This is a genomic window from Streptomyces sp. NPDC044061 (genome assembly GCF_056434305.1).
The window spans coordinates 1-14261 of sequence record NZ_JBWKFL010000044.1 but is presented as its reverse complement, the minus strand read 5'-3'; the positions used below and the strand labels follow the sequence as shown (position 1 = coordinate 14261).

General features: G+C 73.9%; 2 protein-coding genes. Both read left to right on the top strand.

The window, feature by feature from the left end; translation table 11 throughout:
- Positions 1-3: 3 nt before the first annotated feature.
- Positions 4-4863, top strand: coding sequence for a type I polyketide synthase (locus AC07CM_RS41350; RefSeq protein ID WP_478881693.1), 4860 nt, complete (start codon positions 4-6; stop codon positions 4861-4863).
- A gap of 33 nt (positions 4864-4896) precedes the next feature.
- The coding region (locus AC07CM_RS41345; protein ID WP_478881692.1) for a type I polyketide synthase at positions 4897-14261 on the top strand (9365 nt) is incomplete at its 3' end.

The following is a 14261-nucleotide window of genomic DNA, read 5'->3' as shown; positions in this document are numbered from 1 at the left end:
ACCATGGGCAACGACGACAAGCTCCGCGAGTACCTCAGACGGGCCACGGCCGAACTCCGGCAGACCAGCCGCCGGCTGCGCGACGCCGAGCAGCGTTGGCACGAACCCATCGCCATCGTCGCGATGGGCTGCCGCTTCCCCGGCGGCGTCCGCACCCCCGGGGACCTGTGGGACCTGGTCGCGTCCGGCACCGACGCGATCTCCGGGTTCCCGCGCAACCGGGGCTGGGACGTGGACGGCCTGTACGACCCCGAGCCGGCCACGCCCGGCAGGACGTACTGTGCGCAGGGCGGCTTCCTGCACGACGCGGGGGAGTTCGACGCGGACTTCTTCCGGATCAGCCCGCGCGAGGCGAGGGAGACCGATCCGCAGCAGCGGCTGCTGCTGGAGCTGTCGTGGGAACTGCTGGAGCGGGCCCGTATCGATCCCACATCGCTCAAGGGCAGTCCCACCGGCGTGTTCACGGGCCTCGTCTACCACGACTACGCGGCACAGGGCATCGGCAGCCTGGCCAGCGTCGCCTCCGGCCGGGTCGCCTACACGCTGGGCCTGGAGGGGCCCGCCGTGACCGTGGACACCGCCTGCTCGTCCTCCCTGGTGGCGGTGCACCTGGCCGCACAGGCGCTGCGGGCCGGGGAGTGCGCCCTGGCCATCGCGGGCGGCGTCACGGTGATGGCCACACCCGACTCGTTCGTCGGCTTCAGCCAGGACCGCGGGCTGGCTCCCGACGGGCGCTGCAAGTCGTTCTCCGCCGACGCCGACGGCACGACCTGGTCCGAGGGCGTCGGACTGCTGCTGCTGGAGCGCCTGCCGGTGGCGCGCCGGCTCGGCCACCCGGTGCTGGCGGTGCTGCGCGGCAGCGCCGTCAACCAGGACGGCGCCAGCAACGGACTCTCAGCGCCCAACGGCCCCGCCCAGCAGCGTGTGATCGAGCAGGCGCTGACCGGCGCCCAGTTGTCAGCCGACCAGGTCGACGCCATCGAGGCGCACGGCACCGGCACCTCCCTCGGCGACCCCATCGAGGCGCAGGCGCTGCTGGCGACGTACGGACAGGGCCGCCCTGCCGACCGGCCGCTGTGGCTCGGCTCCATCAAGTCCAACATCGGTCACGCCCAGGCCGCCGCCGGGGTGGGCGGCGTGATCAAGATGGTCGAGGCGCTGGGCCGCGAGACGCTGCCGCGGACCCTGCACCTGACGGCGCCCACGCCGGGCGTGGACTGGTCGGCGGGCCACGCGCGGCTCCTGACCGAGGCCCGTCCGTGGCCGCGTACCGACCGTCCACGGCGTGCGGGAGTCTCGGCGTTCGGCCTCAGCGGTACCAACGCCCACGTCATCATCGAGGAGGCGCCGCCCGCCGAGGAGCTGACGCAATCACGTCCCGCAGCCGAGCCGCCTTCCCCCCGACTCGTCCCTCTGCTGGTGTCCGGCCGCGGCCAACCGGCCCTGCGTGCCCAGGCCGCCGCCCTGCTCGACCACATACGGGCCCACCCCGGGCAGCCGTTGCTCGACCTGGGCCACTCGCTGGCCGTGTCGAGGGCCCATCTCGAGGAGCGGGCCGCCGTGGTCGCCGCCGACGAGGCGTCGGCCCGCGCCGCGCTCGCCGCGCTGGCCGACGGCGGCACCGCGGCCGGCCTGGTGCGGGGCGTGGCGCACGCGGACGCCAGGACGGCGTTCCTGTTCACCGGGCAGGGCGCCCAGCACCTCGGCATGGGCCGCGAACTGCACGCGGCACACCCGGCGTTCGCCGAAGCACTCGACGCGGTGCTGGCCGCACTCGACCCTCGTCTGGACCGCCCGCTTCGGGACGTGATGTGGGGCTCCGACGCCGCGCTGCTCGACCGCACCGGCTACGCCCAGCCCGCCCTGTTCGCCGTGGAAGTCGCGCTCTTCCGGCTGCTGGAGTCCTGGGGCATACGGCCTGACCATGTGCTCGGCCACTCGGTCGGCGAACTCGCCGCGGCACACGTGGCCGGGGTGTTCACCCTGGCCGACGCCGCCGAACTGGTCGCCGCGCGCGGCCGCTTGATGCAGGCCCTGCCGGCCGGCGGGGCGATGGTGGCGGTGCAGGCGGGGGAGGAGGAGGTCACGCCCCTGCTGGACGACCGGGTCGCGGTGGCCGCCGTGAACGGCCCCTCCTCGACCGTGCTGTCCGGCGCCGAGGACGCCGTCATGGCCGTGGCGGAGCAGCTCAGGGCCGCCGGGCGGCGAACCAAGCGGCTCACCGTGTCGCATGCCTTCCACTCGGCGCTGATGGAGCCGATGCTCGACGAGTTCGCCGCGGTGGCCGCCGAGATCCGCTACGAGGCGCCCGAACTCGCGGTCGTCTCGACCCTGACCGGCGGGCCCGTGACGACGGAACTGACCGACCCCGGTCACTGGGTGCGCCAGGTGCGGGCCACCGTGCGCTTCGGCGCCGGTGTGCGGTGGCTCGCCGACCGTGGCGTGACCACCTTCCTCGAACTCGGCCCCGACGCCGCCCTGAGCGCGGCCGGACCCGAGAGCCTCGCACCCGGCACCGACGTGGCGTTCGTACCCGCGATGCGCCGCGACCGCGCGGAGGAGAGCGAACTGATCACCGCCGTGGCACGGGCCCACACCCGGGGCACGGCCGTGGACTGGTCCGCCTTCCACGCGGGCAGCGGCGCCCGTCGGATCGACCTGCCCACCTACCGATTCCAGCGCACCTGGTACTGGTCCGAGCCGGCCGCGCAGACCCGGACGACCACCGACCCGGCCGACGAGGAGTTCTGGAACGGCCTCGAACGAGCCGACCTGCCCGCGCTGGCGACGGACCTGGGCGTCGGAGCCGAGGCGCTGGCCGAGGTACTGCCCGCCCTCTCCGCCGCGCGCGGCACCCGGCGCGCCGAGTCCGTCGTGGCCGACTGGCGCTACCGGGTGGTCTGGCACCCCGTCGCCGACCCCGCGCCCCGCCGGTTCGACGGCCGCTGGCTGCTCGCGGTGCCCGAGGCCCGTACGGACGATCCGCTCGTGTCCGCGGTCGCCGCCGCGCTCGCGGAACACGGCGCCGATGTCGTGTCCTTCCCGGTCAGCCTCGACGAGGACCGAGCCGCACTTACCGCCAGGCTGCGGGAGAACACCGGTGTACCCGGCGGGCAAGGCGTACAGGGCCTCCGAGGCGTGCTGTCCCTGCTCGCCCTCGCCACCGAGCCACATCACCGCCATCCCGCACTGCCCACCGGGTACGCCGCCACGGTCATCCTGGTGCAGGCGCTCACCGACGCCGCCATGGCCGCGCCGCTGTGGTGCGCGACCGTCGGCGCGGTCGCCGTCGACGAAACGGAACGGCCGGACCCCGGCCAGGCGATGCTGCACGGTCTGGGCACCGGACTCGCGCTGGACCTGCCGGACACCTGGGGCGGCCTCGTCGACCTGCCCGCCGCCCCCGACGCCGAGGCACTGCGCAGGATGTGCGCGATGCTGTCCGGGGCCGGCGAGTCACCCACGCCGGACACCGCCCCCGAGGACCACGTCGCCGTCCGCTCGGCCGGAGTCTTCGCCCGCCGTATGGTCCGCGCGCAGCTCGAGGGGCTCCCGGCGACCCCGTGGCGCACCTCGGGCACCGTACTGATCACCGGTGGAACCGGCGGGCTCGGCGCCCATGTGGCCCGTCTCATGGCCGAGTCCGGCGCCCGACACCTCCTGCTCGCGGGCCGGCGGGGGGCGCAGGCACCGGGAGTCGAGGAACTGCGAGCCGAGTTGACCGGGCTGGGCGCCGAAGTCACCGTGGCCGCCTGCGACGTGTCCGACCACGACGCCCTCCGCGCCCTGCTGGACGGCATCCCCGCGCACCGGCCGCTCACCGCCGTCGTGCACGCGGCCGGCGCCATGCAGCGGATGGCGCCGCCGGCCGAACTCGCCCTCGACGAACTCGCGTCCGTGGCCTCCGCCAAGGTGGCCGGCGCCGCACACCTCGACGAACTGCTCGCCGGGACACCGCTGGACGCGTTCGTGCTGTTCTCGTCGGGCGCGGCGGTGTGGGGCAGCGCCGGTCAGGCGGGCTATGCCGCCGCCAACGCCCACCTGGACGCACTCGCGGCCGCCCGCCGGGCCCGAGGCCTGACCGCCACGTCGATCGCATGGGGCTCCTGGGACGGCGGCATGGTCGACGCCGAACTGGCCGCGGGCATGCGGCGGCTGGGCGCCCCGCCCATGCGGCCCGACCTGGCCGTCACCGCGCTGCGTCAGGCCCTCGAGCACCGCGAACACCACCTCGTGGTCGCCGACATCGACTGGGCCCGCTTCGCCCCCGTCTACACGATGGCCCGCCGGCGCCCCCTACTCGACGCCCTGCCCGAAGCGGCGGGCGCCGGGACCGGCACGGGAGCCGCCGAAGCGTCGAACACCCTGGCCGAACGGCTGGCCGGACTGCCGCCCGCCCAGCAGGACCGCGAGGTGCTCGACCTCGTCCGCACCCACGTGGCCGCCCTGCTCGGCTACGACGACCCCCAGACGCTGGAGCCCGGAAAGGCCTTCTCGGACCTGGGTTTCGACTCCGTGGCCGCCACCGACCTCAAGATCCGGCTGTCGACGGCGACCGGCCTCGACCTCCCGGCCACCCTGGTCTTCGACCACGCCACCCCCGCCGCGGTCGCCGAGTATCTGCGCACCCTGCTCGCCCCGCCCACCGGTGCGGCGCGGCTGCTCGGCGACCTCGACCGGCTCGAGGCCGCCGTCGCCGCTCTGCCCGCCGAGGAGATCGAGCAGCACCGGATCGCCGCCCGGCTCCGCACCCTGCTCACGGCAGCCGAGGCGGCCGGCACGGACGGCGGCCGGATCAGTGAGGACGCCACGGCCGACGAACTCTTCGAGTTCATCGACAACCAGCTCGGACTGAACGGCTGAGCCCGCGCACCCGACCCTGCAGATGAGGACAGTGTGATGGCCGAGGACAAGAAGCTTCTCGACTACCTGCGACGGGTGACGGCCGACCTCGCGCAGACCAAGCAGCAACTCCAGGACGCCCGGAGTGCGGCGCACGACCCGATCGCGATCGTCTCCATGGCCTGCCGCTACCCCGGTGGCGTACGCACACCCGAGGCCCTGTGGGACCTCGTCGCCGGCGGCGTCGACGCCGTCGGGCCGCTGCCCGACGACCGGGGCTGGCCCCTGGACCGGCTGCTCTCCGACGAGGCCGGCCGGCAGGGCACGAGCTACGTCGCCGAGGGTGGCTTCCTCTACGACGCCACCGGATTCGACGCGGGCCTGTTCGGCATCTCCCCACGTGAAGCCGTCGTCATGGACCCGCAGCAGCGGTTGATGCTGGAGGTGTCCTGGGAGGTGTTCGAGCGGGCCGGCATCGCCCCCGACGTCGTACGCGGCAAGCCCGTCGGCGTGTTCACGGGCTCCGGCTACCAGGACTACGGCGACCTGCTCAACGCCGCTCCCGACGCGGCCGAGGCCTACCTCGGCACCGCCGCCGCGTCCGCCGTGATCTCCGGCCGCGTCGCCTACACCCTCGGCCTGGAGGGCCCCACCCTCACCGTCGACACCGCGTGCTCGTCCTCGCTGGTGGCGCTGCACCTCGCCGTGCAGGCGCTGCGCCGCCGCGAGTGCACGATGGCGCTGGCCGGCGGCGTGATGGTGATGTGCACGCCCGCGCCGTTCGTGGCGTTCAGCCGGCAGCGCGGGCTGGCGCCGGACGGCCGGTGCAAGGCCTACTCCGACAGCGCGGACGGAACCGGCTGGGCGGAGGGCGCCGGCGTACTGCTGCTGGAACGGCTCTCCGACGCGCGGCGCAACGGGCACTCCGTGCTGGCCGTCATCCGGGGCAGCGCGGTCAACCAGGACGGTGCGAGCAACGGCCTCACCGCGCCCAGCGGACCGGCCCAGCAGCGAGTGATCCGGCAGGCCCTGGACGACGCACAGCTGCCCGCCGGACAGGTCGACGCGGTCGAGGGACACGGCACGGGCACCACCCTGGGCGACCCGATCGAGGCGCAGGCCCTGCTGGCCACGTACGGACAGGGCCGGGCACCGCAACAGCCGCTCTGGCTCGGTTCGCTGAAGTCGAACTTCGGCCACGCCCAGGCCGCCGCAGGTGTCGGCGGCGTCATCAAGATGGTCATGGCCCTGCGGCACGGCGTCCTGCCGCGCACCCTGCACGTGACGGAACCGTCCGCCAAGGTGGACTGGACTTCCGGAGCGGTCCGGCTGCTGACGGAGGCCCAGCCGTGGCCGGACCGGCAACACCCCAGGCGCGCCGGCGTGTCCTCGTTCGGTGTGAGCGGCACCAACGCCCACGTCATCCTCGAAGCCGAACCGCATGACCCCTCGCCGGTCCCACCGCGCGGCGTGGACGTCACGCCCGCCGCGCACGCGTGGGTCCTGTCCGGGAACGACGACGACGCGCTCGCCGCTGCGGCAGGACAGCTGGCCGACTTCGTGACCGGCCAGGAAGCCGACCCCGCCGACGTCGCCTACTCGCTGGCCACGACGCGGGCCGCGCTCGGCCGCCGCGCCGTGGTGATCGGCGCGGACACCACCGAACTGGTCGCCGGACTCACGGCGCTGGCCGGGCACCGCGACGCCGCGAACGTCGTCCGCGGCACCGCCCGCGCCGACTCGCAGGTCGCCTTCGTCTTCCCCGGCCAGGGTTCCCAGTGGACCGGCATGGCCGTGGAACTGCTCGACTCCTCCGAGGAGTTCGCGCGGCACATGACCGAATGCGCCGAAGCCCTCCGCGCCTTCGTCGACTGGGACCTGCTCGCCGTTCTGCGGGGCGCACCGGACGCGCCCACACTGGACGCCGTCGACGTGGTGCAGCCCGCGCTCTGGGCGGTCATGGTGTCCCTCGCCCAGCTGTGGCGCGCGCACGGCGTCGAGCCCTCGGCCGTGATCGGCCACTCGCAGGGCGAGATCGCCGCGGCCTGCGTGGCGGGCGGCCTGACACTGCAGGACGGCGCACGCGTGGTCGCCCTGCGCAGCCGCCTCATCGCCGAGGAACTGGCCGGACTCGGCGGCATGATGTCCGTGGCGCTGTCCGCCGAGGCCGCCGAAGCCCACCTGCGCGACCTCGACGGGCTGTCCCTCGCGGCGGTCAACGGCCCCGGCTCGGTCGTCGTCTGCGGCGAGCCCGACGCGCTGGAACGCCTCCGCGCGGACCTCACCGACTCCGGCGTCCGCGCCCGCATGATCCCGGTCGACTACGCCTCGCACTCCCACTACGTCGAAGGCATCCGCGACCGGCTCCTGGAACTCCTCGCGCCGGTACGGCCGCGCAGCGGCGACGTGCCGTTCCACTCCACGGTGACCGGCGGCCTCCTCGACACCGCCGCACTCGACGCCGAGTACTGGTACCGGAACCTGCGGCAGACCGTCCGCTTCGCCGACACCGCCCGCGCCCTCGCCGGCGCCGGCTTCGACGTGTTCGTCGAGACGAGCGCCCACCCCGTGCTCAAGCTCGCGATGGAGGAGACCTTCGCCGAGGCCGGAGCGCCCGCCACCGTCACCGGCACCCTGCGCCGCGACGACGGCGGCCTCGACCGGTTCCTGTCCTCGCTCGCCGAGGCCCATGTGCACGGCGTCGCGGTCGACTGGCCCCGCACCTGCCCCGGCGCCCGCCGTACCCGCCTGCCCACCTACCCCTTCCGGCACGCCCGGTACTGGCTGAACGCCACGACCGGCACGGCCGGTGACGTGACCGGCGCGGGCCTGCGCGCGGCGGCCCACCCCCTGCTCGGCGCCGTCGTCACCACCCCGGCGTCGGACGGTGTGATCCTCACCGGCAGGCTGTCCACGGCCGCCCAGCCCTGGCTCGCCGACCACACCGTGCTCGGCACCGCCGTGTTCCCCGGCACCGGCTTCGTGGAACTGGCCGTCCGCGCCGGCGACGAGACCGGCTGCCCCGTCCTGGCCGAACTGACCGTCGAGGCACCCCTCCTCCTCAACGACGCGAGCGGCACCCAGCTGCACGTCGTCGTGGGCGGCCCCGACCAGGACGGGGCACGCCCCCTGCACGTGTACTCACGCAGTGAGGACGCCCCCGAACACGAACCCTGGACCCGCCACGCCACGGGCCTCCTCACCCCGGAACCGGCCACCGCCCCCGCCGCCCTTACACAGTGGCCGCCCGCAGGTGCGACCGCCGTGGACCTCGACGGCTTCTACCCCGCACTGGCCGAGGCCGGACTGAGCTACGGCCCGGTCTTCCAGGGCCTGCGCGCGGTCTGGCGCGCAGGCGACGACGTGTGCGCCGAGGTCCAGCTGCCCGACACCGCCCTGGAATCCGGGGATCAGGACCGGACGTTCGGCCTGCACCCGGCCCTGCTGGACGCGGCCCTGCACGCCTGCGCCCTCACCGGCGCGGTCGGCGACCGTGCCCTGCTGCCGTTCGCCTTCTCCGGTGTCACCCTGCACGCCGCCGGAGCCTCGCACCTACGGGTCCGGCTCACCGCGCTCCGCGACGGCGAGGTCGCTATGGAGGCCGCCGACCCGTCCGGCGCCCCGGTGGCCTCGCTGGCCTCGGTCGTCCTGCGGCCTACGTCGGACGAGTGGACCGCCGACACCCCGCGACCCGTCCACGACGCGCTGTACCGGTCCTCGTGGACACAGGCGGCGGCCGGGACGGGCGAACCCGTGACCGCGGCACCCTGGGACGAACTGTCCGAGGCGGAGACGCCGGACGTGATCACCCTGGCCGTCGCACCCGGCATCGACCGGTCCGCCGTGCACGACGCCACCCACCACGCCCTGACCGCCCTCCAGACCTGGCTGACCGAGGACCGCTTCGCCGACTCGACCCTGCTGGTGCACACCCGGGGCGCGGTCGCGCTGGACGGCGAGGACGTCACCGACCTCGCCGGGGCCGCCGTATGGGGCCTGGTGCGCTCCGCCCAGTCGGAGAACCCCGGCCGTATCCTGCTGGCCGACATCGACGGCCCGCTCCCCGACCTGCTGCCCGCGATCGTCGCCTCGGGCGAACCCCAACTGGTCTGCCGAGGCACACAGTTCCACGTGGCCCGGCTCGCCCGGGTCCCCGCCGTCACCCCCACCGACGTCGAGGACACCCCGCCGTTCGCCCCGGACGCCACCGTCGTCATCACCGGGGGCGCGGGCACACTCGGCGGACTCCTCGCCCGGCACCTGGTCGCCCGGCACGGCGCACGGCACCTGCTGCTCCTCGGCCGCCGCGGACCCGACACACCCGGCGCCGACGAACTGCGCGACCAACTGACCGAACTGGGCGCCCACACCGTCACCTTCACCGCCTGCGACGCCGCCGACCGCGACGCCCTGGCCGAGGTGCTCGCCGCCGTACCCGCCGACCGGCCGCTGCGCGGAGTCGTGCACGCGGCCGGAGTCCTCGCCGACGGCACCATCACCACGCTCACCCCGCAGCACATGGACGCCGTGCTGCGGCCCAAGGTCGACGCGGCCCTCAATCTGCACGAACTGGCCGGCGACGTCGACATGTTCGTCCTCTTCTCCGGTGCGGCCGGCACTCTCGGCTCACCCGGGCAGGGCAACTACGCCGCCGCCAACGCCTTCCTGGACGGGCTCGCCGCCCACCGCCGGGCACAGGGCCTCGCCGCGCAGTCCCTGGCCTGGGGCTTCTGGGCGCAGGGCACCGGAATGACCGGCGGCCTCGGCACGGGCGACCGCGCCCGCATCACCCGCAGCGGCATGATCGGCCTGTCCGACGAGGAAGGCCTGGCGCTGTTCGACGCGGCCCGGAAGCGGCACGAGCCCATCCTGCTCCCCGCCCGTTTCGACCTGGCCGCGCTGCGCGGACAGACGGAGGTGCCCGCCCTCTTCCGCGGCCTCCTGCCCGGCGCCCGCCGAACAGCCTCCGCGCTGCCCACCGCGGACTCCGCCGCCGACTTCCTCACCGGCCTCTCCGAAGCCGACCGGGAACAGGCGGTACTCGACCTCGTCCTGGACCGCGTCGCGGTCGTGCTGGGCTTCGCCACGTCCTCCGACCTCGACCCCGACCGGGCCTTCCGCGAGATGGGTTTCGACTCGCTGACCGCCGTGGAGTTCCGCAACCGCCTCGGCCGGACCCTCGGCCTGCGACTGCCGGTGACGCTCGCCTTCGACTACCCGTCCCCGACTGCCCTCGCACGCTACCTGATCGGCGAACTCGCCGGAACGACCGCCGTCGCCCCCGGAACGCCGACCGCTCCGGCGGCCTCGGACGACGAGCCCATCGCGATCGTGGCCATGAGCTGCCGATTCCCCGGCGGAGTCAGCTCCCCCGAGGACCTGTGGCGGCTGGTCGCAGCCGGTGCGGACGCCGTCTCCGAATTCCCCACCGACCGCGGCTGGAACGTCGACGAACTGCACGACCCCACCGCCGAACGCCCCGGCACCAGCTACACCCGCCAGGGCGGATTCCTCTACGACGCCGCCGACTTCGACCCCGCGTTCTTCGGCATCAGCCCCAACGAGGCACTGGCCATGGACCCCCAGCAGCGCCTCCTCCTGGAGTGCGCCTGGGAGGCGTTCGAGCGGGCCGGCATCACCCCCGCGTCCCTGCGCGGCAGCCGCACCGGCGTCTACGCCGGCCTGATGTACCACGACTACGCCGGCAACAGCGGCACCGGCGCCAACGCGTCCGGCCGCGTGGCGTACACCTTCGGCCTGGAGGGCCCGGCGGTCACCGTCGACACGGCCTGCTCCTCCTCGCTGGTGGCCCTGCACCTGGCGGCCCGCGCCCTGCGCTCGGGCGAGTGCACGCTCGCCCTCGTCGGCGGCGCCAGTGTGATGGCCACCCCCGAGATCTACGTCGAGTTCAGCAGACAGCGCGCCCTCTCCCAGGACGGCCGCTGCAAGGCCTACGCCGACGCCGCGGACGGCACCGGGATCTCCGAAGGCGCCGGGCTGCTGCTGGTGGAGCGGTTGTCGGACGCCCTGCGTCTCGGGCATCCGGTCCTGGCGGTGGTACGGGGCTCGGCGGTGAACCAGGACGGCGCGTCGAACGGGTTCACCGCACCGAACGGGCCTTCGCAGCAGCGGGTGATCCGGGAGGCGTTGGCGTCGGCCGGGCTCTCGCCGGCGGATGTGGATGTGGTCGAGGGTCACGGGACGGGTACGACCCTGGGCGATCCCATCGAGACGCAGGCGTTGCTGGCGACGTATGGGCAGGATCAGCCGGAGGGGCGGCCGTTGTGGCTCGGCTCCGTCAAGTCGAACATCGGTCACACGCAGGCTGCGGCGGGCGTGGCCGGGATCATGAAGATGGTTCTGGCGATGCGGCATGGTGTGCTGCCTCGGACGTTGCATGTGGATGAGCCGTCGGAACAGGTGGACTGGTCTGCCGGTGGGGTTGAACTGCTGAGCGAGGCCCGGGAGTGGACGGGGGCGGAGGGGCGTCGGCGTCGGGCCGGGGTGTCGTCGTTCGGGATCAGTGGGACCAATGCGCATGTGATTGTCGAGGAGCCGCCGGCGGTCGAGGTGCCTGCTGGTGATGATGTGGCGCCGGTGGCGTGGGTGGTGTCGGGTAAGACGCCCGAGGCGCTGACGGCTTCTGCCGAGCAGGTCAGGACACATGTGGCTGGGCGTGAGGTTCTGCGTCCGGTGGATGTGGCGTGGACCCTTGGAGCGCGTGTGCAGTTCCCGAACCGTGCTGTGGTGGTCGGTGCGGGCCGTGAGGAGTTGCTGCGCGGGCTGGAGGGCGTGCGTGCGGTGTCCCCGGTGGCGGGCAAGCTCGCATTCTTGTTCACCGGGCAGGGTGCGCAGCGGCTGGGCATGGGTCGTGAACTGGCGTCTCGTTTCCCGGTGTTCGCGGCAGCGCTCGATGAGGTGGCCGCGGCGCTGGATGCTCACCTGGAGCGTCCGCTGCGTGAGGTCGTGTGGGGTGAGGAGCCCAGTCTCGTGGAGCGGACGGGCTGGGCGCAGCCGGGGCTGTTCGCGATCGAGGTCGCCCTGTTCCGGCTCCTGGAGTCGGCCGGTGTGAAGCCTGACTTCGTCGCTGGGCACTCCATCGGTGAGTTGGCTGCCGCGCACGTGTCCGGTGTGCTGTCCCTGTCGGATGCCGCCCATCTGGTGGCCGCGCGCGGTCGGTTGATGCAGGCGCTGCCGGTGGGCGGTGCGATGGCGTCCGTCCGGGCCGGTGAGGCCGAGGCGCGGGCGGCGCTCGTGGACGGTGTGGAGATCGCGGCGGTCAACGGCCCGCGCTCGGTGGTGATTTCGGGCTCCGAGGACGCGGTCACACAGACGATCGAGAGGCTCCAGGACGACCACAAGGTCACCCGTCTCCGTGTCAGTCACGCGTTCCACTCCCCGCTGATGGAGCCGATGCTGGCCGACTTCGCCGAGATCGCGTCCCAGCTCTCCTACGACGCGCCGCGCATCCCACTGATCTCGACCCTGACCGGCCAACCGGCATCCGACGACCTGAGCGACCCCCACTACTGGGTACGCCAGGTCCGCGAGCCCGTCCGCTTCGCCGACGCGGTGGCCGCGTTGACGGCCCAGGGCGCGACCAAGTTCCTTGAGATCGGCCCGGACACCGTCCTGGCCGCCATGGCCGAGGACACCCTCCCCGCCGAGGCCTACGCCATTGCCAGTCAGCGCCGGGACCGGGAGGAGGCGTACTCCCTGCTGACCGCCCTCGGCGCCCTGCACTCCCGAGGCACCGACGTCGACTTCACCGCCCTCCACCCCGGACGTACCGTCGACGACCTGCCGACATACCCCTTCCAGCGCGACCGCTACTGGGCCGACACTCAGGAGTACTGGTCCAGCGCCTGGGCGGGAGTGGGCGGCGGAGACGTCGTGTCGGCGGGTCTGCGGCCGCTCACGCATCCCCTGCTGGGCGCGGCCGTGGCGATGCCGGGTTCGGGTGACTTCGTGCTCACCGGCAGAATCTCGCAGGCCGCGCATGCCTGGGCGGCAGACCATGCCGTCATGGGCGTGGTGCTGCTCCCGGGCGCCGCGCTCGTCGAGATGGCCCTGCACGCGGGCGATCAGGTGGGCTGCCCGCTGCTCGCGGAACTGACGCTTCACGCGCCCCTTGTCCTGCCTGATGAGGACGCGGTGGTGCTGCGAGTCGTGGTCGGCGGGGCCGACGACTCCGGCTCCCGCACGGTCGGCGTGTACTCCGCGATCGCTGACGACGCATCCTGGACCCTGCATGCCGAGGGCCTGTTGACCACTGCCGCCCCCGAACCCTCGGCGGGGCCTGCAGACTGGCCGCCGGCGGATGCCGAGGAGTTGTCCACGGACGGCTTCTACCGTCGGCTGCTCGACGACGGCTACGCCTACGGCGGCACGTTCCAGGGGCTTCGGAAGGTCTGGCGGCGGGGCGAGGAACTCTACGCCGAGGTCGTCCTGCCGGAACCCGCGGACGCCGAGGCGGACCGCTACGGCCTGCATCCGGCACTCCTCGACTCCTGCCTGCACGCCCCTCTGCTGGCCGCGTCCCACACGGACGAGGGCACGATGCTCCCGTTCGCGTGGACCGAGGTGGCCTGCCACGCGGTCGGCGCCACCGCACTGCGGGTGCGGATCGCGCCGGCCGGAGGGGACGGTCTGTCCGTCACGGCCACCGACATGCTGGGCAACCCGGTGCTGACAGTGGGGTCGCTGGTGTCCCGCCCCGTGACGGCCGACCGGCTCCGGGAGCGGGCGGCGGACCAGGACGCGGGCTACCGCGTGGAGTGGACGTCGCTGCCGAAGCCTTCCGGCGCGGCCACTCCGGCGGTGCTCGGCGAGGCGCTGGAAGGCCTGGACGGTGCCACGTCCTTTGCGGACCTGTCCGCGCTGGCCTCGGCCGTCGCCGAGGGCGCGCCGGTCCCCGACCGGGTGGTGGTCCGGTGCGGGCCGTTCGACGGCGGCGGTGACGTGCCCATGGAGGTCCGTACCGCCATGGGGCGGGTGCTGGGGCTGGTCCAGGAGTGGCTGGCGCTGGAGCGGTTCGAAGACGCCCGGCTCGTGCTCGTGACGTCGAACGCCGTCTCCGACGGCCGTGGCCCGGTCGATCTGGCCGCGGCCCCGCTGTACGGCCTGCTGCGGTCGGCGCAGGCCGAGCACCCCGGCCGGTTCGCTCTGGTCGACACCGATGGCAGCCAGGCGTCGGCCGACGCGTTGGCGTCAGCGGTGGCCTCCGGCGAACCGGAGAGCGTACTGCGCGACGGTGAAACGCGCGCACCCCGGCTGGCACGTGCGACGACCGGCCATGCCGAGCCTCCGGCTCTGGGAGCCGGGACGGTGCTGGTCACCGGTGGTACCGGTGGTCTGGGTGGGCTGGTGGCGCGGCATCTGGTGGCTGAACACGGTGTGCGGCGGCTGGTGTTGGTGAG